22 protein-coding genes are annotated in these 18389 nt (G+C 64.5%); 6 read left to right on the plus strand and 16 right to left on the minus strand.

Features of this window, described 5'->3' with window-relative positions:
• Positions 1 to 35: 35 nt before the first annotated feature.
• A complete protein-coding gene (locus HAH_RS07000) occupies positions 36 to 596 on the plus strand; it encodes a DUF420 domain-containing protein (protein WP_014040288.1) in 561 nt (186 codons plus the stop codon).
• A gap of 85 nt (positions 597 to 681) precedes the next feature.
• Here HAH_RS07000 and HAH_RS07005 read toward each other — a convergent pair whose 3' ends face one another.
• From HAH_RS07005 to HAH_RS07020, 5 genes are all read right to left on the minus strand, one after another.
• Positions 682 to 1242, minus strand: coding sequence for a GNAT family N-acetyltransferase (locus HAH_RS07005; protein WP_044951824.1), 561 nt, complete (start codon positions 1240 to 1242; stop codon positions 682 to 684).
• 61 nt (positions 1243 to 1303) lie between these two features.
• Positions 1304 to 2746: an amidophosphoribosyltransferase gene (purF, locus tag HAH_RS07010; RefSeq protein WP_014040290.1), complete on the minus strand. Its 1443-nt coding sequence runs from the start codon at positions 2744 to 2746 to the stop codon at positions 1304 to 1306.
• 14 nt (positions 2747 to 2760) lie between these two features.
• Positions 2761 to 2934, minus strand: a complete 174-nt coding sequence (locus HAH_RS19090) for a 50S ribosomal protein L37e (RefSeq protein ID WP_004517916.1) — start codon at positions 2932 to 2934, stop codon at positions 2761 to 2763.
• The gene (locus HAH_RS07015; protein WP_004592851.1) at positions 2931 to 3113 is read right to left on the minus strand and encodes an LSM domain-containing protein; all 183 of its coding nucleotides are present in this window, start codon (positions 3111 to 3113) and stop codon (positions 2931 to 2933) included. The genes HAH_RS19090 and HAH_RS07015 overlap by 4 nt, the downstream gene beginning before the upstream one ends.
• Positions 3114 to 3186: 73 nt before the next feature.
• The gene (locus tag HAH_RS07020) at positions 3187 to 4245 is read right to left on the minus strand and encodes a M20/M25/M40 family metallo-hydrolase (protein ID WP_014040291.1); all 1059 of its coding nucleotides are present in this window, start codon (positions 4243 to 4245) and stop codon (positions 3187 to 3189) included.
• Between the two features lie 114 nt (positions 4246 to 4359).
• On the opposite strand from HAH_RS07020, the gene HAH_RS07025 reads away from it, so the two are divergent.
• Together HAH_RS07025 and HAH_RS07030 are read left to right on the plus strand one after the other, a co-directional pair.
• Positions 4360 to 4641 (plus strand): hypothetical protein, encoded by a 282-nt coding sequence (locus HAH_RS07025; RefSeq protein ID WP_014040292.1) that lies wholly within the window; start codon positions 4360 to 4362, stop codon positions 4639 to 4641.
• Between the two features lie 476 nt (positions 4642 to 5117).
• The gene (locus HAH_RS07030) at positions 5118 to 6068 is read left to right on the plus strand and encodes a zinc-dependent metalloprotease (protein WP_014040293.1); all 951 of its coding nucleotides are present in this window, start codon (positions 5118 to 5120) and stop codon (positions 6066 to 6068) included.
• Between the two features lie 36 nt (positions 6069 to 6104).
• Here HAH_RS07030 and HAH_RS07035 read toward each other — a convergent pair whose 3' ends face one another.
• Together HAH_RS07035 and HAH_RS07040 are read right to left on the minus strand one after the other, a co-directional pair.
• Positions 6105 to 6635, minus strand: coding sequence for an Rrf2 family transcriptional regulator (locus tag HAH_RS07035; protein ID WP_023843253.1), 531 nt, complete (start codon positions 6633 to 6635; stop codon positions 6105 to 6107).
• 76 nt (positions 6636 to 6711) lie between these two features.
• Positions 6712 to 8256, minus strand: coding sequence for an alkaline phosphatase family protein (locus tag HAH_RS07040; protein WP_014040295.1), 1545 nt, complete (start codon positions 8254 to 8256; stop codon positions 6712 to 6714).
• Positions 8257 to 8377: 121 nt separating this feature from the next.
• Here HAH_RS07040 and HAH_RS07045 point away from each other — a divergent pair, with 121 nt between their 5' ends.
• Complete coding sequence (locus HAH_RS07045) at positions 8378 to 8803, plus strand: DUF5796 family protein (RefSeq protein WP_008309277.1); 426 nt, start codon at positions 8378 to 8380, stop codon at positions 8801 to 8803.
• Positions 8804 to 8844: 41 nt separating this feature from the next.
• Here HAH_RS07045 and HAH_RS20285 read toward each other — a convergent pair whose 3' ends face one another.
• Positions 8845 to 8979 (minus strand): DUF7128 family protein, encoded by a 135-nt coding sequence (locus tag HAH_RS20285; RefSeq protein ID WP_004517924.1) that lies wholly within the window; start codon positions 8977 to 8979, stop codon positions 8845 to 8847.
• A gap of 85 nt (positions 8980 to 9064) precedes the next feature.
• Here HAH_RS20285 and HAH_RS07055 point away from each other — a divergent pair, with 85 nt between their 5' ends.
• Entirely contained in the window at positions 9065 to 11182 is a 2118-nt protein-coding gene (locus tag HAH_RS07055) for an AAA family ATPase (RefSeq protein ID WP_014040296.1), read from the plus strand.
• A 264-nt stretch (positions 11183 to 11446) separates the two neighbouring features.
• Here the strand turns inward: HAH_RS07055 and HAH_RS07060 are convergent, their stop codons facing one another.
• The 5 genes from HAH_RS07060 to HAH_RS07080 form a co-directional block, all read right to left on the minus strand.
• Positions 11447 to 12475 carry a DUF4349 domain-containing protein gene (locus tag HAH_RS07060; protein ID WP_014040297.1) on the minus strand — a complete coding sequence of 343 codons (1029 nt, stop codon included), beginning with the start codon at positions 12473 to 12475 and terminating at the stop codon, positions 11447 to 11449.
• A gap of 78 nt (positions 12476 to 12553) precedes the next feature.
• Positions 12554 to 13372 (minus strand): carbon-nitrogen family hydrolase, encoded by an 819-nt coding sequence (locus HAH_RS07065; RefSeq protein WP_014040298.1) that lies wholly within the window; start codon positions 13370 to 13372, stop codon positions 12554 to 12556.
• Positions 13369 to 13800, minus strand: coding sequence for an SRPBCC family protein (locus HAH_RS07070; protein ID WP_008309269.1), 432 nt, complete (start codon positions 13798 to 13800; stop codon positions 13369 to 13371). The genes HAH_RS07065 and HAH_RS07070 overlap by 4 nt, the downstream gene beginning before the upstream one ends.
• 67 nt (positions 13801 to 13867) lie before the next feature.
• Positions 13868 to 14095: a DUF7123 family protein gene (locus tag HAH_RS07075; protein ID WP_004592831.1), complete on the minus strand. Its 228-nt coding sequence runs from the start codon at positions 14093 to 14095 to the stop codon at positions 13868 to 13870.
• A 64-nt stretch (positions 14096 to 14159) separates the two neighbouring features.
• Positions 14160 to 14363 carry a hypothetical protein gene (locus HAH_RS07080; RefSeq protein ID WP_004961543.1) on the minus strand — a complete coding sequence of 68 codons (204 nt, stop codon included), beginning with the start codon at positions 14361 to 14363 and terminating at the stop codon, positions 14160 to 14162.
• Positions 14364 to 14477: 114 nt separating this feature from the next.
• On the opposite strand from HAH_RS07080, the gene HAH_RS07085 reads away from it, so the two are divergent.
• On the plus strand, positions 14478 to 15665 hold the full coding sequence (locus tag HAH_RS07085; RefSeq protein WP_049826654.1) for an LEA type 2 family protein: 1188 nt from the start codon (positions 14478 to 14480) through the stop codon (positions 15663 to 15665).
• Between the two features lie 24 nt (positions 15666 to 15689).
• On the opposite strand, the gene HAH_RS07090 is transcribed toward HAH_RS07085, so the two are convergent.
• From HAH_RS07090 to HAH_RS07100, 3 genes are all read right to left on the minus strand, one after another.
• Positions 15690 to 15920 carry a HalOD1 output domain-containing protein gene (locus HAH_RS07090; protein ID WP_014040300.1) on the minus strand — a complete coding sequence of 77 codons (231 nt, stop codon included), beginning with the start codon at positions 15918 to 15920 and terminating at the stop codon, positions 15690 to 15692.
• Between the two features lie 147 nt (positions 15921 to 16067).
• Positions 16068 to 17102, minus strand: a complete 1035-nt coding sequence (locus HAH_RS07095; protein WP_004592822.1) for a phosphate uptake regulator PhoU — start codon at positions 17100 to 17102, stop codon at positions 16068 to 16070.
• A gap of 106 nt (positions 17103 to 17208) precedes the next feature.
• Positions 17209 to 18279 (minus strand): ATP-NAD kinase family protein, encoded by a 1071-nt coding sequence (locus HAH_RS07100; protein WP_014040301.1) that lies wholly within the window; start codon positions 18277 to 18279, stop codon positions 17209 to 17211.
• Positions 18280 to 18389: the final 110 nt, after the last annotated feature.

Raw genomic sequence — 18389 nt, forward strand, 5'->3', positions numbered from 1 at the left:
GAAACCGTATTTTGCGTCCAGTCCGGAGTTGTGGTATGGATCTCCAGGCTCGGTATCGCGTGCCAGCACTCACTGGCCTGTTGACGGTCGTGTCGCTCGCGCTCGTGTTCGGGGCCGTTCTCGGGGCGATTCCACAGTCCGCTCTCCCGGCTGCGCCCGCGAGCGTACTCGGGGCGATCCCCCACGCCAACGCCGTGGTCAGCGCCCTCGCTATCGGAACAATCGTCGGCGGTATCCGAGCGATCCGCCGCGGCGATGTCGCCCGACACCGGAAGCTGATGCTCTCCTCGTTCGGCCTGTTCGCTCTGTTTCTCGTCCTGTACCTCTACCGGATAACGCTTGAAGGGCCGACGGACTTCACCGGCCCGGCAGTCGTCGAGACGTACTTCTATCTCCCCTTCCTCGCTATCCACATCCTGCTTGCCATCATCGCCATCCCAGCGGTGTACTACGTCCTGCTGCTGGCCTACACGTACCCCGTCTCGGAACTGCCGTCGACGAACCACCCGCGGGCCGGAAAGCTGGCCGCGGGGCTGTGGCTGATCTCCTTCTCGATGGGTATCGCCGTCTACGCGATGCTGTATCTGGTCTGGTAACGTCATAGTGATTATTGCGAGTCAGTACCACATCGACCGCACGACAGCGTGCGGTCGGAGCGGCAACCAGTCGCAATACTCACTATCAGTCGCTCTCCGTTCGGAGCAACCCAAACCACAACATGTCACGCCACGCGCCGTCGAGATACCACTCCTCGCGGTGTGTCCCTTCCTTCGTGAATCCAAGCCGTTCGACCACCGCGACGGAGCGGTCGTTCCCGCCCACAATCTTTGCCGACCACTTCCGGAGCGCCCGCTGGTCGAAGCCGTACTGGACCAGTCTGCCCGCCGCCTCAGTGGCGTACCCCTCGCCCCAGGCGTCCGGGTCAAGCCAGTAGCCCAGTTCGGCTGTGCCCCGCTCCGGGTCGTGGTCAGTCATGGCGACGAGCCCGACCGGTTCGGTTCGGTCCTCGACCCGTCCGGGACTCCCGGCCGGGTCGACACAGACCAGCAGATGAACCGAGTCCTCATTGGAAAGTGTCTCCTCATAGAACGTCTCCAGTTGGTCGGCCGTTGAGGGTTTCGCGTACGTCCCCAGCCCCCAGACCTGTTCGTGGTGGAACACCTGCCGTATCCAGTCGAGGTCGTCGCGGTCTGGTGACCGGAGGGCTGTCCGCTCGGTTTCGAGAAACGCGGGACCAGGCATGGCTGGACGCTCACCCGGAGGCAGTAAAAACGTGATGTCTTTGTGGCCGCTCACAGCCGCCTTAGTCGTCAGCTGGGCGCGACTGCGTGCCGATATCCGGGCGGGTAACGTCTCGGTCCGTCGCCTCGCCGTCGATATCGTAGGGATACTCGCCGGTGACACAGCCGAGACAGAGGTCAGCCCGGCTCTTGTCCAGCGTTTCCGCGATGGCATCGATAGAGAGATACGACAGCGAGTCCGCCTCGATTTCGTCGCGAATCTCGTCGACGGACTGGTTCCCGGCGATGAGTTCATCGCGGGAGGCCATGTCGATGCCCATGTAGCACGGGGCGACGATGGGCGGCGCGCCGATACGGACGTGGACCTCCTCGGCCCCGGCGTCTTTCAACAACTGAATCAGTTGCGTCGAGGTGGTCCCGCGGACGATAGAGTCGTCGATGATGGTGACGCTTTTCCCCTCGATGGTCGATTTGATGGGGTTGAGTTTCAACCGGACGGCCCGTTCGCGCTCGTCCTGAGTCGGCATGATGAACGTCCGGCCGACGTACCGGTTTTTCATCAGCCCCTCTGCGAACTCGATGTCCGAGCCGTCGTCCTGTGCGGCCTCTGCGTAGCCCGAGGCAAACGCGCGCCCGGAGTCAGGAACCGGGAGCACGACATCGGATTCGACGCCGGACTCCTCCCAGAGTTTCCGGCCCAGTTCGCGCCGGACCTCGTAGACGAGGTTCTCGTCGATGGTCGAGTCCGGTCGCGCGAAGTAGACGTGCTCGAAGAAGCAGTGGGCCGTGTTCTCGGGCTCGACGAGCTGGTAGGTGTCGTAGCCGGTGCCGTCGGCGTGCAAGACGACGAGTTCGCCGGGCTTGACGTCTCGGATGAGTTCGCCGTCGAGCGTGTCGATGGCGGCCGACTCGGAGGCGAGGACGTAGCCGTCCTCGAGTTCGCCGATGCACAGCGGTCGGTTCCCCTGCGGGTCGCGCACGCCGAGCACCGTCTCGTCGTGCATAATCGTCAGCGAGTACGACCCGTGGATACGGTTCATCGTCCGCTTGACAGCCCGAACCAGATCCTCCTCTAAGAGATTACGCGCGAGGTCGTGGGCGATGACCTCAGTGTCGCCGTCGGACGTGAAGGCATGGCCGAGGTCGGCCAGTTCGTCGCCGATTTCGTCGGCGTTGACGAGGTTCCCGTTGTGGGACAGCCCCAGCGACCCCGACTTGAACGAGACGGAGAACGGCTGGGCACAGCAGGCGTTGACGCTCCCGGCGGTCGGGTATCGGACGTGGCCGATACCGTTCGCGCCGTTGAGCGATTCCAGGTCACCGGGGTCGAAGGCGTCACCGACGAGTCCCATTTCGACGTGGCTGTACTGCTGGAACCCGTCGTGGGTGACGATACCGGCTGATTCCTGACCGCGGTGCTGGAGCGCGTACAAGGAGTAGTAAAGCGGTCGGGCGGCGTCACGGTCCTCCAAAGAGATGCCAACAACGCCGCACTTCTCGTGCATTTGTGTTGAGTGTGTTATTCGCCCGCTTTCGACTGCCACTCGTAGTCACGCCGCTTGGCCGACTTGCCGAAACCGCACGACGAGCAGACCTTCTTTTTCGTGTGATACGACTTTTCGCCACACCGGCGACACTTCGTGTGTGTCGTGGTGTTTTTCTTGCCCTGACTCGGAGTTCCTGCGCCAGTCATGGAGTAATTGAGACGACGTTATCGCCGCGTATAATCGTTGTGTCTTCATCCTCGACGACGAGGTTCATGTGTTGGTCGTAGCCGGTGAGTTCCCCTTCGAAGATTTCGCCACCCTTCAGCTGTACGGTGACTGTCTCACCGAGGGACGCTTCGAGTACATCCAGCGGTCGTCCACTCATGTACGGTTTGGATAGTGACGGGCGCTTAAACGTACCGTTTGTATGGTGGCACGCGCGAGGCCGGTCCGCTTCCCTACACGTCGACGCTAAAGGGCGCTCGGTCGGCCGCTCGGACGGCGAAGCCGGCCAGCAGGTCTGCGAGCACGTCGAGGTCGTCGGGGTCGATGACCTCAACCGGTGTGTGCATGTAGCGGTTCGGCAGTCCGACGTTGACCGACGGAATCCCACCCCGAGAAGTGTAGAAGGCGTCCGCGTCGGTTCCGGTCCTGCTGCCCGTCGCCTGCAACTGAATGTCGATGTCCTCCTCTTTGCCGGTCTCTCGGAGAGCGTCGACGGCGACCGGATGGTTCGCGCTCCCGCGAGCGACGACCGGTCCCGCACCGAGTTCGACGCCGGTGTCGGCTTTGCCCGGCGAACCCGGCGAGTCCGTCGCGTGGGTCACGTCAACGGCGATAGCGACATCCGGCGCGAGATCGAACCCGACCATCTTCGCCCCCTGGACGCCGACCTCCTCCTGCACCGTGGAGACGGCGTACACCGTCGCGTCCGCACCGGCCTCCGCCGCGCGCCGAAGCCCCTCAGCGGCCGCCCAGATGCCGATACGGTTGTCCATTCCTCGGGCCGCGAGGCGGCCGTTCTCCAGTTCGCTCAGCGTCTGGACGAACGTCACCGGGTCGCCGCGGTCGACGAGTGATTCCACCTCGTCACCGTCCTCGGCCCCCACGTCGACGTGCTGTTCGGCGATCTCCGGCACGGAGTCGTCGTCCGAATCCCGGAGGTGAATCGCGGTCTGGCCCACGACGCCCGATACCGGCCCGTCGGCCGTGTGAATGGTGACGTGTTGCCCGCGCGAGACGGTCTTGTCCGAGCCGCCGATGCGGCCCAGTTTGACGAAGCCGTCGTCGGTGAGGTCCCGGACGATGAAGCCGATTTCGTCGCCGTGGCCCGCGAGCGCGACGGTCGTGTCGCCACCTTCGACCTTCGCGACGGCGTTGCCGTAGTCGTCCGTTCGGACCTCGTCGGCGAACTCGCTGACGTAGTCGAGCCACACCCGCTGGCTGTCGGCCTCGTACCCCGACGGGCCGGGCGTCGTCAGAAGCGATTCCAGGAACTCGCGTCGTCGTGTGTCCATATGCGGGATAATCACCCCGTGGTCATGAAAACAGCGGACGGCACGTGGTCTGGGACCGTCCCACCGTGGCTCTGGTACCGCCACGGCTAAGAGTCACGGCGTCGAACTGTCAGTATGGCCGAATTCACTCTCCTCGAACTGCATCTCGACGGCGCTGAGTTCACTGCGAACGCTCCGTTCAGTTCCTCGGACGATGACGAAAAATCGGAGCGCACTTCGCGGTGGTCCCGGTCCCGGACGAGCGAGACGACCAACGAAACGGACGCTGAGGCTGACGGTGGCCGTAACGTCGGTCGCCTCGCGCTCGCGGTACTCGGTGCCGTCGGGCTCGTCGCGGTCGTCCTGCGTCTGTACCTCGGTGGGTCAGACGGCGACGACAGCGACGAAGCCCTTTGACCTCCTCCCACGCCTGAAGGCGCGGGATTCCCGCGGCACCGCACCGCTAGGTTGGGAGTTTCAGGTTTGTAGCCAGGTCGGCATGACCGGACTCCTGGCGGGGCCAAGCCGCCGTTACTCCTATCCCCGGTATGGGGATTCAGAGTTACCGTGTGTCGGAATCCACAGCCAGCGGCCCGAAAGGGATTCTTTTGGACGTAGCGTGGCCTGAATCCCGATATTATCCGTTTATCTGGGCGGCTGATCCGCCTCGGTATGGTCATGCATACGGTGTCACCGGTTATAAAACTCCGGCTGAGTGAGGCTACAGGCGAAGCTGCCGGGTTGTCGGCTTCATCCACACCCCTGAAGGGGTGGGCTTTCGCCTTGCTCCCGCTGTAAGACGCCGTCCAACTCCACAGCAAGGCCACGAACCGAACGCCGGTGGTCGTTTTCACAGGGAGAAGGCCTATTTTCTCCGGCCACATTTCAGACGTATGGGAATATACCACAGCGTTCAGGCTGTCGCCGGTGCGACCGGTGACGGCCCCATCGACTGGAGTGCCGTCGCCGACGCCGCGAAGGGCGCGACGGACACGGGCGACCTCACCGTCGAGACGCCCGAACGCGACGGCTACGCCACCGACGTTCGGGACGCCAGAGATCGCGTCCGGGAGGTCGGCGAACTCGCCTTCGACCTGCCCGAAACCGTCGAGATCCAGAACCGCCACCACTGGATTGACGCCAACGTCGCCACGTTCAGCCGCGTGATGGAGCCGATTGAACAGCAGGCCGAGTACATCCCCGGCATCGCCCGCGTCGTCAACACCGGATCGATGGCCGTTGCGCTCTCGTTTCTGGGGAACAACGTCCTGGGTCAGTACGACCCCGTCCTGCTCGCGGACAACGACGCCCACGCGCTGTACTTCGTGCGCCCCAACATCCATCGGGTCGCCGACCAGTTGAACGTCGAGCGGGACCGCTTCCGCCGCTGGATCGCGTTCCACGAGGTCACCCACGCGGCGGAGTTCGGCGCGGCCCCGTGGCTGTCCGACCACCTCGAAACGGCGATGGAGGACGCCATCGACAACCTCACCGACGGCAACATCGACCGGACGACGCTGGGCGAACTCGACACCACGATGACCGCCGTCGAGGGGTACGCGGAACTGCTGATGGACCGCGCCTTCGACGACGAGTACGACGACCTGCGCCGAAAAGTCGACGAGCGCCGGCAGGGGCGTGGCCCCATCGCGTCGCTCATGCGCCGGCTGCTCGGCCTCGGGATGAAGCGCCAGCAGTACGAGCGCGGGAAGGCGTTCTTCGACACGGTCGCCGACGCCCGCGGCGTCGCTGCGGCCGGGCGCGTCTGGGACTCGCCGGACACCCTCCCCACCGAAGACGAGATAGAGACGCCGACGCTGTGGATCGACCGCGTCGACCCCTGAAAGAGCTACGACACGCCGCGTGGCCGCACGGACCGCTTATTTCTCCGGTTCTTCCACAGGCGCTTCGATCTTCGCGACGTCGAGGAGGATTTCGCTGTTCGATTCGTCGACGGCGACAACCGTCCCGGCGACGACGAGCTTCGAGATTGGCGTCGGCCCGAGAATGACGGCCTGTCCCTCGCTGAAGTCCTGCACCGAGCTCTGGAGGTGGAACCGGGCACGGCACTTCTCCGGGTCGTGGACGTTCGTGAAGTTGATTTCCTCGACGGTGACGTCGACGCGCTCGTAGTCGTGGGCAACGACGACGCTCTCGGCCTCGTCTATCTGTTGGCGGTCGATTGCGTCGAAGGCCTCGGACGTCGGCTTGTACCCGCCCGTCGGGCCGGGAATGCCTTCGACGAGTCCCAGCGAGGTCAGACTCTGCATCTGGTTCCGTACCGTTCCGGGGTTCCGGTCGATCTCCTCCGCGATTGTCTCGCCGGTAACTGCCTCACCGGTCTGTTGATACCTGTTTACCAGCGTCGTAAGCATTGTTCGCTGGCTGTTGTTCAGATCGATGCTAACCATACCGGTGTGTATCGGGAGCGGCTACTTATCCCATTGGGTTCACTCATTTGAACGCCGGTCGAACTCATAGACGGACCTACTCCATGTATCCCAGTTGTTTCAGCCGGTCTTCGACGGCGTCGCCGTCGTCGCTTCCGAGGGCGTCCTCGATACTGAGTGGGGCACGCTCGCCGACAGCGGGGTCCTGGGGGAACACCGGGAGGACCTCGCCGCGCATGTCCGTCGGCACCGCACAGCCGTGGGCGGCCAGCACCGTCGGCGCGATGTCGAGAATGCTGATTCTGTCGAGTTCGCCCTGCGGCTCGAAGTCCGGCCCGCTGGCGGCGAAGATGCCGTAGGGCGTGTTCTCGGCCGCCCAGCGGTCGGGGCCGCTCTGGACGGTCCCGCCGCCGATGCCGTCGTTGACGTGGACGCCCGGGCGCTGGTCGACGACGACCTCCGGGCCGGCGTCGACGTAGGGGCCGTTGTACACGTCCTCGCCTCTGTAGACGTCCGTGAACAGCGGGCCGTGCTCGTCTTCTACCTCGCGGAGGTCGGCCATGAGCGACTCACGGACCGATTCTACGTCGAACCGGGGGTTGATGTACACCGGCCCCTGCCCGCTGGCGACGACCTTCGTCTGTTCCAGGTCGATGGCTTCGAGCTTGCGGTCCCGTTTGACGCCGTCGCGCTGCGGGACGAGTTGCTGGATGGACTCGGGGACGACGCGGGCAAGTGTGTCGACCAGTCCAGCCCGCTTTGCGACCGCGAGCAGGTTCTCGCGGTCGAGCCCGATTCGAGTGAGCACGGCGTCGACGCTCGTATCCCGGACCTGGTAGCCGTTCTCGGCCAGCCACTCGTTGATGTAGAACTCCGTCTGGGTCGCGTCACAGCCGTGGTCGGACATCAGGACGAGGTTCAGGTCCTCGCGGTCGTCGAGCCGGCCGACCCACTCGTCGACCAGTTGCCACGCGCGCAGACTGGGCTCGTCGTCCCAGAAGAAGTGATGCAGGACGTTGAGATAGAACAGCGTGACGTGGACGAAATCGAGGTCCCGCTCGTCCATGAGCGTCGTCGCCACCTCGAAGCGCTTCTCTAGCAGGTCCAGAATGGCCTCGACTTCCGCGCCGCGCTCGTCGTTCGAGGACAGCAGCGGGTCCGGGTGGACGCTGTAATCGAACCGTGATTCGAGTTCGTCGGCCAGTTCCGGCGGCGAGGTGTAGCCGGAGCTGATCGACCGGTATTCGCCCTCGACGGCGTCCGGACCCCCGGCGACGACGAGGTCGTCGATGTCCCGCGGCGGGTACATCGTCGGCATGTTGACGACACCGGCCGACTGCCCCTCGTCGTTGAGGTAGTCCCACAGCTCGGCGGTGTCGTAGTCGCCGCCGTTCATCACGTTGATCTCGCCCGCGGCGAGGTCGACGTTCTCGAACCAGAAGACGCCGAACCCGCCCGGGTCTTTGCCCGAGGAGTAGCACTTCCAGTTCGGGAACGTCACCGGCGGCAGACAGCTCTGCGTCCCCGCCCAGGTGCCGGTGTCCCGCAGCGCGGCCAGATTCGGGAGCTCGCCGGCCTCGATCCACGGGTCGAGCAGTTCCCAGCTCGCTCCGTCGAGTCCGACGACGAGGGTCTTCGTCATGTTGCGACGGAGACAGGCGAGTCACTAGTCCCTTTCGCACCCCGTCCAAGGGGTTGGGAACCGACCGGTCGGCTGAAACGGACAACGCGTCACTTTTGAGCGCGCCGCCGGAAGGGCCGGTATGAGCAACCGGTCGGACATCGCACCGGACACCGTCTCGGTCGAGTTGACCGAGGACGGCGTCGTCGTGGAGTACCTCGACGGCCGCCAGGCGTTCTATCACGGCGTCCCAACGGCGGTCGAAGGGAGTATCCAGACTGCGCCGGGAAAAGACACACACGTCCTGATTACCGACGAGACGGAGACGTCGGGCATCCTCGTGTACGTCAACGACCTCCGGACCCACGACGATATTCTCGAAGAGACAGGCGTCGGACGGGTCATCCTCGACGACGGCGAGGAGGACGAACTGTTCCCCGGCGTCACGGTCCGGGACAATCAGATGCGGACGAAAGTGGAAGTGGACTACGACGTAACGAACGGCCGCGTGTTCGTCTTCGAGGAAGACGAACTCGGCGAGCGGAGCTTCGAGATCGTCGAGGCGTGATGCCTGTGGTGTGGGTGGCGTGACTGCGAGGGCGAGGGCCGCTACTGGATGTAGGACGGGTCTTCGTCGTCACAGTTCTCCTCGTGCTGGCGCGCGTCGCTCTGGTCGTCGAACATCAGGCCACAGGTCTCGCACTTGTACCAAGTGACCTCGTCTCGCTCGGTTTGGACAACCATACCTGAAATTCCGACGGCCGACCGTATATTATTTTCCCGCAACACAACGGGAACCCTCAAGGGAGTCGGATTGCAAGAAGGCGGCATGAGCGGGTCCACTGACGCCGGTGTCGAACTCACCGTCGAGGGTGCGAACAAGCGCGACGCCGGGCGCGGTATCGCACGACTACCGGAGTCCGCACGGACCGAACTCGGGGTGTTGAGCGGGTCGCCCGTCATCATCGAAGGCGACGACAGAACCGTCGTGAAGGTCTGGCCCGCGGACGACGACGGCTCCTTCGTCCGCATCGATTCAGACACCAGAGCGAACGCCGGGGTCAACATCGGCGACACGGTTACAGTGACCAGCGGGTCGGTCTCCGAGGCCACTGAGATCGCCGTCCAGTCGGTCGAACCGATACCGGGCAGCGAGGACTACGAGAGCCTGGTCAGGAAGCGGCTGGTCGACCAGATAATCCAGGCCGACGAGCGGACCCACATCGAAGGGCTGGGCACGTTCCTCGTTCGCAAGACCTCTCCCTCGGGGCCGGTTCGCGTCACCGGCACGACGGCAGTGACTGTGCTGCCGGGCCTCGACGGTGGCAGCGATGCGGGCCAGTCGTCGTCCGGTGAGGCAACAACGGCGAACACACCGACCGCCGAGACGGAATCGGGGGTGAGCTACGAGGACATCGGCGGCCTCGACGAGGAACTGGATCGTATCCGTGAAATGATAGAGATGCCCCTCTCGGAGCCCGAGGAGTTCCGCCGTCTGGGTATCGACCCGCCCAGCGGCGTGTTGCTCCACGGCCCGCCCGGGACGGGGAAGACCCTTATCGCGCGAGCGGTGGCAAACGAGGTCGACGCCTACTTCGACACTATCTCCGGCCCCGAAATCGTCTCCAAGTACAAGGGCGAGAGCGAGGAGCGGCTCCGGGAGGCCTTCGAGACGGCGGAGGCGAACGCGCCAGCTATCCTCTTCGTCGACGAAATCGACTCCATCGCCGGCTCTCGCGACGAGGACGCCGACATGGAGAACCGGGTCGTCGCCCAGTTGCTCACGCTGATGGACGGCCTCGAAGACCGGGGCCGCGTCGTCGTCATTGGCGCGACGAACCGCGTCGACGCCATCGACCCGGCGCTGCGCCGCGGTGGCCGCTTCGACCGCGAGATTGAAGTCGGCGTCCCCGGCGAACACGGCCGCCGCGAGATTATGGACGTCCACACGCGGGACATGCCGCTGCACGACGACGTGGATCTGGACCGGATCGCCGCACAGACCCACGGCTTCGTCGGGGCTGACCTCGCATCACTGACTACTGAGGCCGCGATGGCCGCGCTCCGGACCGACCGCGATGATGGCGACGTCCATCAGGACGACTTCGAGACCGCGCTTGCAACGGTCGACCCCAGTGCGATGCGGGAGTACGTCGCCGAGTCGCCGACGGCGACCTTCGACGATGTGGGCGGGCTGGCCGAGGTCAAGCAGACGCTGACCGAGACCATCGAGTGGCCGCTGTCGTACGGTGAACTGTTCACCGCGACGAACACCGACCCGCCAAGCGGCATTCTACTCTATGGCCCGCCGGGGACCGGCAAAACCCTGCTCGCTCGGGCCGTCGCCGGCGAGAGCGACGTGAACTTCATCCACGTCGCCGGCCCCGAAATCATGGACCGCTACGTCGGCGAGAGCGAGGAAGCGGTCCGGGAACTGTTCGAACGCGCCCGCCAGACCGCGCCGAGCATCATCTTCCTCGACGAGATAGACGCCATCGCCAGCCACCGCGGTCAGGGCAACGAAGTCACCGAGCGCGTCGTCTCCCAGCTACTCGCTGAACTCGACGGCATCACCGAGAACCCCAATCTGGTCGTGCTGGCTGCGACTAACCGCCGGGACATGATCGACGATGCGCTCCTGCGACCGGGTCGCCTCGAACAGCACGTCGAGGTCCCGAACCCCGACCGTGACGCCCGCGAGGAGATTCTCGCCGTCCACACCGCCGGGAAGCCACTCGCCGCTGACACCGATATCGAGGACCTTGCCGAGAAGACCGACGGCTTCTCTGGCGCAGAGCTGGAGGCCGTCGTCCGCGAAGCGTCAATGCTGGCTATCCGGGAGGTCGCGTCCGCCTACGGACCAGAAGAAGCCACCGAGAACGCTGAGGAAGTGGAGATCACACCAGCACACTTCAGCGAAGCGCTTGAACGGGAACGCACACGGTAGCTCGCGTGGCTCGCTGGGAATCTTGGTCGGACTATCCGCTGAGCGGGAGCGCTTCGTCGGTAGTATCCGAAAGACGAGGAGAGGCGAAAGGATCGACTCCGGGAGAGGAGTGAAAAGGCTGTCCGGACAGCCTTGGCGGACGAGCGACGCCGAGTGGCCGAGCAGCGAGACGGGCGTTAGCGCCGGCATCGACGTGAAAAGCGCCTTGCCGGCAGCTACTCGTAGCGAGTGCACACGCAAAAAAGGCCCGGTGTTCGGTTCCGGCTACGCGTCCCTGTCTGGCGACTCCATGTCCGATTCCTCAGTGGATTCCTGCTGTGGGGCGTCGCTTTCGCCTCCACCGGCACTGTCTTCTGTGGCGGGTTCCGACGCGCCACGTCGGCCCAGCAGCGGGACCGACCGACCGCGAAGGAGCCGTCGGCCACCGACGACTGGGACGGCGAGGACGACGAGCCACGGAGCGAGACTCGCGGCGGTCACCAGCAGCCCACGAGTGAACACGTACACGTCGGTCACTGACGAGAGGAACGCAGCGACAAGCGACCGCTCGTGGTACGGCACTTGCTGGGCCGACGGCTCGGGCGCTGGCTCATGGATCTCGACGCGCAGCGTCGAATAGGCGACCCGCTGTTCGAGCGAGCGCTTCTGTGCTTCGAGGCGTTCGATGTCGCTCTGGACCGACGACAGTTCTTCCTCGATGCGGAGCAGTTCCGCCGTGCTGTTGGCCTGTTCGTAGAAGGTCCGCAGTCGGTCGCGGCGCTCCCGGAGGTTGGTCAATCGCGCTTCGAGGTCGACCAGTTTGTCGGTCACGTCTTTCGTCGTTGTTTCCTCGGAGCGCACCGTCCCCTGCTCGCTCACCATCGACTGCGTCGGTTCGTACTCCTCGCTTGGCACTCTGACCACGATGTACCCGGTGTACCCGGTGTACCACGCCTCGCCGTCGCTGCGGTGGAGTTCGCGGTTGGAGTCGCTCACGTACCCGCCGGACGTGCGCGCCCGAGCAGCGATTGCGTCGGCTGTCGTGGAGTAGTTCTCCACTTCGACCACCATCCGACCGTTGCGGATGATGGCCCGGTCAGCCGCCGCGTCGCCGGCCTGAATATTCCCGCTATCCGCGGCGTTCGCCTCGGAGTCCGCTTCGACGGGTTGGCTCGACCCGCCGTCGCCGCTGGACATCTGTGCGCCGTCACCGCCGCCCTGTGCCTCGCCCGCATCGCCGCTCCCACCCATACCGGTACAGCCGGCAAGGAGGAGGAGACCGACGACAGCGAGGACCCTGATTCGCGAAGCCATACGGGTCGTACTCGTCCTGAGAGCGGCATAACGACGGCGAACGCTCAAAAACCGCTTTTTGTAAAACAGCGACTGCAGTTACGACCAGTCCGTCCGGCGGTCCGCGAGCGCCGGGAACTCCTCGCGGACCTGGTCGACGCGAGCCGGGTCGAGAGTGGCAGTCACCAGCGCCGGGTGGTCGTCGGCGCTGGCGAGCGTCGTTCCCCACGGGTCATACACCGTTGACCGACCCAGCAGTTCCGCGTCCTCGAACTGGCCGACACCGTTCGCCGCGGCGACGTACAGTTGGTTCTCGACGGCACGGGCGCGACCGAACAGTTTCCAGTGCTCGACGCGGGGATAGGGCCACGCGCTCGGGACGAGCGTCAGCGTCACCCCCTCGTCGACGAGATGGCGGTACAGCTTCGGGAACCGGAGGTCGTAGCAGGTGGTAATGCCGACGGTGAACCCCTCGAAGTCGACGGTCGGAATCCTCCGGCCGGCTTCGAGCAGTTGGGACTCCGCCGAGTCGTAGCCGAACAGGTGATGTTTGCGGTACACCGCCTGTCGTTCCCCGTCGCGGTCGAAGAACACGGCGGTGTTCGCCATCCCCTCCGGAGCCGGCGTGTCGAAGCCGCTATCGGCGCTGGCTTCGAGGTCCTCGACGATACTTCCGGCGAGCACCGCCACGTCGTTGTCCGCGGCGACGCCGCGGATTCGGGTGAGTGTCTCGCCCTCCAGCCCCTCTGCTTCGCGGGCGTAGCGGTCGAACGCGAAGTAGCCGACGTTGAACAGTTCCGGGAGCACGACGAGGTCCGCGCCGTCCGCGGCCGCGTCCTTGATGGCGGTGGTTGCGCGGCCGACGTTCTCTGCCACCGCGTCCGACGACACGTCTATCTGGGCAAGCGTGAGTCTCATGCTTCGACTTCGAGGTCGTCCCGCAGCGCCTGTTCGAGGTTCTGCATCTCGTCGTCGAGGTTCCGCTTGAAGAACCGCTCGACGCCCGGGAGCTTGCCGTCGACGATGAACCGGTTGGTCAGTTTCGTGCCGCCGTCGGCCGTCTCTTCGAGTTCGTGTTCGCCCTGGACGGTCATCACTTTCGAGCGACCGATGAAGCGGGCGTACTCCGGGCGGCGCTGTTCGACGTCCTCGGTTTTCACCGTCATCGTCTGGCTGACAACCGGAATCGGGAGTTCTATCGACCAGTTCGCGTGTGTGTCGTCGATGACTTCCCAGTCTGTGACGACGCTGATCGGCCGGGCCCGTTTATCCGGGTCAGTGATGAATTCCCAGACACGCTCCGGTGTGGCCGGCACAGTCATCGTTCGCTCGGCCCGGACAGTCATGGAAGGTACTCGGGACTACTGGCCGATGAATCCACCGATTGTCGCAGTGCGTAAAACCCGGCAGCGGCTATCCGGTCGGCGTGACGCGCCACGTCGTCGACCGTGCCCGTCCCCACTTCTCGATCTCGACTTCGTCGGCCTCCTCAGCTAAGCGTGGCAGCCGCGCTCCCACTTGCTTCGACGAGAGGCCGAGCTGCTCAGCGATGTTCTTCGCGCGGAAGTAGCTCTCTCCACGCGAGACGCTGTCCCGGAGATATTCGAGAATGCGTCGGTCTTCCTCGCTGTAATCGGCCATACTAGAGAATGGGTCTCAGCGTTTTTAACGGTTCCCTTCACAGTCTCTCCGCTGATACCAGGCGTCAGGCGTCGTAGGCGTGAATCGCCACGATAGCCACAGCCGCGGCCAGCATTGCGAGCCCGAACGCGCCGCCGGACGTCACGAGCAGATTGCCGGTCTCAAGCTCCTGTGCGTGCAGAATCGCGTAGTTGTAGCTGTTGGTTGCTGTGACTACGGCCGCGCCGACCGAGACGAGTCCGAACAGCAGGGCCAGGCCCGTCCCCATGTCGCTTTTGGACGCCTTGGAACTCATGTACGACGCTTTCGGTGTTGCCCACTTAGTTCATTCGGGCTGGGGCCACAGGACATATACCTCCCCATGGGAGATGGATGTGCAACTATGGGTCGGTTGAAAATAGTTGGCGTGCTGGTTGTCGCAGTCGCTGCTGTCGCGGGGGGCAGCGTCGCACTCGGCGTCCTGGGCACGCCCAGTGTCGCGTCGGTGGACAATCACTTCGCAGGTGTCTCGAACCATACGACTACTGTGGCGACGAACCTGACCGTGACCAACCCCAACCCAGTCGGTGTCCAGCTGGGCGGTGTCGGACTCAATTACACCATCTCGATGAACGGCGTGGAGATGGCACAGGGCGACAGGCAGGGCATCGGCCTCGGGACCGGCAACTCGACGCTCGCGTTCAGCACCGAGATGCAAAACGACCGTATCCCGCCGTGGTGGGTCACCCACATCGACAACGGCGAGACGACGACGGTCGGTATCGACGCTACCGTCACCTCCTCAACGCTCGGGGGCCGGTCAGTGTCGTTCAGCCAGGAGCGGACCATCGAGACGGACCTCCTCAGCCAGTTCAACTCCACCGAGACGCGCCCCGTCGAGGCGGACCAGCCGCTTGTCTCGGACCCCGTCATCTACATCAACGAGACCCGCGGCGCGTGGGACCAGGAGAACCTCACCCAGTCCGAGACGCCGCTGAACCTCGCGTTCGACGTGTACAACCCCAAGCCGTACCCCTACACGATCACCAAAGTCGGTTACACCATCCGGATGAACGACGTGACCGTCGGCGAGGGCGAGACTGACCGTGGCTACGTCCTCAGCCCCGGCCAGGAGACGACACTCGAAGCGAACACCGCTATCCAGAACGGGAACCTCGACCGCTGGTGGGTGACCCACCTCCAGCGAAACCAGCGGACGGACCTCTACATCGATTTCTACCTCGTGCTGGAGGGCGGCGGGGAGCAGTTCCGGGTCGATCTGGACGCTATCGATTACCAACAGGAGATCCAGACGGATATCTTCGGCAACAAAGCGCAGTACCCGACCGGCAACGGAACGAGCGCTGAGCCCGACAACGGGTCGGCCGACGAGTCACCGGACGGCGACGAGGAAACTGAAACCCCGACGCCGACACCGACGGAGACCGAGACGGATGACGGGCTACTGGGTGGCGGCGAGTCTGAGACGGAAACCGCAACGCCAACCGAGACGGAGACAGAATCGGAAACCGCGACGCCGACGGAGACAGCGACTGAGACCGAAACCGACGACGGCGGCCTGCTCGGGTAGCCAGCACTGCCAGTTTACTATCCCTCAGTTCTCGACACAGAGCGTCCCCGTGTCATCGACTGATACCGTGTAGCCACAGTACTGGAACAACATCGGCAACTCCTCTGGCGGGGCGTCCAGCACCGCGTCCAGTCGTTCACCGTCGACGACTAGGCTGAGGCTCCCGAGTTGGGTAGGGTGACAGTCCTCGAGCGTCGCGACGGCCTCTCTGACTGCGACGTGAACGGCAGTCGATTGGTCGACAGTGCGCTTCATACGAGGACTACGACTCGAAGCCCAAAGAGACACGCGTTTTTCACAACTCCCTGTCGTTGTAGTGAACCTGATATTGCGGGCGGCGACGAATTGTCAAAACCGGGCTGTCGCTATGACCCGAAACTGGGAGTCGGCGGTGGCCGGTGCTCACTCGATGGTCGTGTGCTCGGACTCCTCGTTGAGCGCGAGGTTCGTCGCAATCTCGGCGCTCCGGACCGCGAACTCGGCGGTCTGCTGGAGGCTGACGAGCACTTCACGCACTTCCAGCAGCGCCTCGTTGTCCATCTCCGGCAGGTCATCGAGGATCTCGTGTTCCTTGTCGCCGATGTCCTTGTACAGCTCTCGGACCTGGATCGCGGTGTCGTAGTTACGGTCGACGGCCGCCTGGACCGCAAGTTCGGTGATGTCGTTGACCTGGTCGGTGAACTCGCGGATGCGACGCATCGTCGAGCTGTCGACGTTGAGCGAGTGATCGTCGGTCTCTAGCGCGATCTCGGCGATGTCCTCGGCGTTGTCCGCCGTCAGTTCGAGGTTCTTCGCAATCGAGCGGTAGCCGATGAGCGGGAAACCGTCGTTGAGGCCGATAGCCCGCGCGAGGTTGGGGTTCTGGTAGGCCGTGAAGATGAGCCGTAGCAGCAGGACGAATATCTTGTTGGCCTGTCGCTCGCGGTTGAGCGCCCGCTGAGCGAGGTCGGGGTTGCCGTGGGCGAGGGATTTCACCGCCTCGTTTCGCATTGTCGAGCCGGTGGATTCCAGCCGTTCGAGGAGGTTGTTGAGCGTGAAGTCCTCCGGGTCGACGGAGCAGCGAATCGCGATTCTGTCCGGCGTCTCCTCGATGACGCCGAGGCCCATCAGTTGGGTTTCGGCGTTGTAGACGGCGTTAATGTGAGAGGATTCCAGCGTCTCGCCTTCCGGGGCTTCGACGTGGATGACGCGCCGTCCGAGCACGTACTGGGCGACGATGGCCCGCTCGACAGACGCGGCATCGAGGTTCTCTGCGTGGATGATAGCCTCTGATTCCTCGGTCTGGACGGACTCGGGCATGACTGTCAGCGTGCCTTTGCCGCCCATCCGTAGCGACACCTCGTCGCCCTTTTCGACGTCGTGCGCACTGGCCCACTCCGCCGGCAACGTCATCGCGAGCGTCGACGGCCCCAATCGCTGGACTTTCCGAGTTTCCATATGTCCTTTGTGGGGCGTGAGATACCTTAATCTTGACTATACATGATAAAATACCGGAGCCGATATATCATGGCTTACGTCTCTCGGCTGGGGAGGCCCATACAGATTAGACGACTTCGACGAGTCGGCGCTCGTGACGGCCGATGCGGACCCGCAGCCAGCCGCGCAGTTCCTCGTCGAGGTCCGAGTCACCGGTGTCGACCCGGAGCGTCCCGATACCGTCCAGTTTCCGCCGCGAGGCGACGACTTCGAGGTCACACTGCCTGATGACCGCCGGTGACAGTTGCTGATTCCCCCGGCCGAACACGAACCCCTGCCCACCGATGGGCGAAACCACGATGACGTTTCGGTCGCCGAGGGCGTCGAGAATGTCTGACTCGGCGGCGTCACGGGCAAGCACCTCTCCGTCGCGCCACACGTCCACGCCGAGCGTCGTCCCGTCGAACCCGAGCTGTTCCTTGATAGCGCCGACAGTGCTCCCCGGACCAAGGACGTACGTGACGCCCGTTTCGACGGCGTTGGCCAGACTCTCGGCGAGGGACTCGACGCTGCCGCCGCCCAACTGCTTGGCCGACTGGCGCTGGTCGGCAACGGGGACCGTCGCGACAGCCCGGAGTTCAGTGACCACTTCCCCGCCTCTGAAGGCGTCCTCGTCGATATCGTTGACCTCCGCACGCTCCGTCTCGGAGAAGCGGGCCACAATGCGCCCGGCCGCGCGCGGCGACACGCCGAACACGGAGGAGTACACCTTGACGCCGGCCGGGACGCCAAGGATCGGAATGTCCGCGTCCAGGTCGTCAAGCGTCGTTGCTACGTCGACGGCCGTGCCGTCGCCCCCGACGAACAGGATCGCGTCCACGTCCGCCTCGACGAACGCCCGGACCGCATGTCGGGTGTCCTCGCTCGTCGTCTCGTCAGCGCTCGCCGGAGCGCCGACGACCGTCGGATCGAACCCTGCCTCACGAGCGATACCCTCTCCCATCGGGTCGCCGTACGTGAGCAGTTCCACGTCCGTCTCCACCTCGGCGAGTGATTCCAGCGCAGTCCGTGCGCGATCCGGTGCGCGTTGCTCCGCGCCGCGGCGGCGCGCCTCCGCGACTTTCCCGTCAGTGCCCTTGAGGCCGACGCGGCCGCCCATCCCGGCGATGGGGTTGACCACGACACCGATTCGTCGCATTCGCTTCCTCTTGGCGACCCCGCGGCAAAAGGGGCCCGGGAGCGTGCCTTTCAAGCCACCCCACGAAGAACGCACAGCTATGTCAGTCCTACTCCAGAGCGGCGTTCAGA

The sequence above is a fragment of the Haloarcula hispanica ATCC 33960 genome, from assembly GCF_000223905.1.
GTDB lineage: Archaea > Halobacteriota > Halobacteria > Halobacteriales > Haloarculaceae > Haloarcula > Haloarcula hispanica.

Excerpts from the sequence above, each read along its gene's own strand:
- HAH_RS07000 (WP_014040288.1), top strand. The coding sequence starts at position 36 with ATGGATCTCCAGGCTCGGTATCGCGTGCCAGCACTCACTGGCCTGTTG.
- HAH_RS07005 (WP_044951824.1), bottom strand. The coding sequence starts at position 1,242 with ATGCCTGGTCCCGCGTTTCTCGAAACCGAGCGGACAGCCCTCCGGTCA.
- purF (WP_014040290.1), bottom strand. The coding sequence starts at position 2,746 with ATGCACGAGAAGTGCGGCGTTGTTGGCATCTCTTTGGAGGACCGTGAC.
- HAH_RS19090 (WP_004517916.1), bottom strand. The coding sequence starts at position 2,934 with ATGACTGGCGCAGGAACTCCGAGTCAGGGCAAGAAAAACACCACGACA.
- HAH_RS07015 (WP_004592851.1), bottom strand. The coding sequence starts at position 3,113 with ATGAGTGGACGACCGCTGGATGTACTCGAAGCGTCCCTCGGTGAGACA.
- HAH_RS07020 (WP_014040291.1), bottom strand. The coding sequence starts at position 4,245 with ATGGACACACGACGACGCGAGTTCCTGGAATCGCTTCTGACGACGCCC.
- HAH_RS07025 (WP_014040292.1), top strand. The coding sequence starts at position 4,360 with ATGGCCGAATTCACTCTCCTCGAACTGCATCTCGACGGCGCTGAGTTC.
- HAH_RS07030 (WP_014040293.1), top strand. The coding sequence starts at position 5,118 with ATGGGAATATACCACAGCGTTCAGGCTGTCGCCGGTGCGACCGGTGAC.
- HAH_RS07035 (WP_023843253.1), bottom strand. The coding sequence starts at position 6,635 with ATGGTTAGCATCGATCTGAACAACAGCCAGCGAACAATGCTTACGACG.
- HAH_RS07040 (WP_014040295.1), bottom strand. The coding sequence starts at position 8,256 with ATGACGAAGACCCTCGTCGTCGGACTCGACGGAGCGAGCTGGGAACTG.
- HAH_RS07045 (WP_008309277.1), top strand. The coding sequence starts at position 8,378 with ATGAGCAACCGGTCGGACATCGCACCGGACACCGTCTCGGTCGAGTTG.
- HAH_RS20285 (WP_004517924.1), bottom strand. The coding sequence starts at position 8,979 with ATGGTTGTCCAAACCGAGCGAGACGAGGTCACTTGGTACAAGTGCGAG.
- HAH_RS07055 (WP_014040296.1), top strand. The coding sequence starts at position 9,065 with ATGAGCGGGTCCACTGACGCCGGTGTCGAACTCACCGTCGAGGGTGCG.
- HAH_RS07060 (WP_014040297.1), bottom strand. The coding sequence starts at position 12,475 with ATGGCTTCGCGAATCAGGGTCCTCGCTGTCGTCGGTCTCCTCCTCCTT.
- HAH_RS07065 (WP_014040298.1), bottom strand. The coding sequence starts at position 13,372 with ATGAGACTCACGCTTGCCCAGATAGACGTGTCGTCGGACGCGGTGGCA.
- HAH_RS07070 (WP_008309269.1), bottom strand. The coding sequence starts at position 13,800 with ATGACTGTCCGGGCCGAGCGAACGATGACTGTGCCGGCCACACCGGAG.
- HAH_RS07075 (WP_004592831.1), bottom strand. The coding sequence starts at position 14,095 with ATGGCCGATTACAGCGAGGAAGACCGACGCATTCTCGAATATCTCCGG.
- HAH_RS07080 (WP_004961543.1), bottom strand. The coding sequence starts at position 14,363 with ATGGGGACGGGCCTGGCCCTGCTGTTCGGACTCGTCTCGGTCGGCGCG.
- HAH_RS07085 (WP_049826654.1), top strand. The coding sequence starts at position 14,478 with ATGGGTCGGTTGAAAATAGTTGGCGTGCTGGTTGTCGCAGTCGCTGCT.
- HAH_RS07090 (WP_014040300.1), bottom strand. The coding sequence starts at position 15,920 with ATGAAGCGCACTGTCGACCAATCGACTGCCGTTCACGTCGCAGTCAGA.
- HAH_RS07095 (WP_004592822.1), bottom strand. The coding sequence starts at position 17,102 with ATGGAAACTCGGAAAGTCCAGCGATTGGGGCCGTCGACGCTCGCGATG.
- HAH_RS07100 (WP_014040301.1), bottom strand. The coding sequence starts at position 18,279 with ATGCGACGAATCGGTGTCGTGGTCAACCCCATCGCCGGGATGGGCGGC.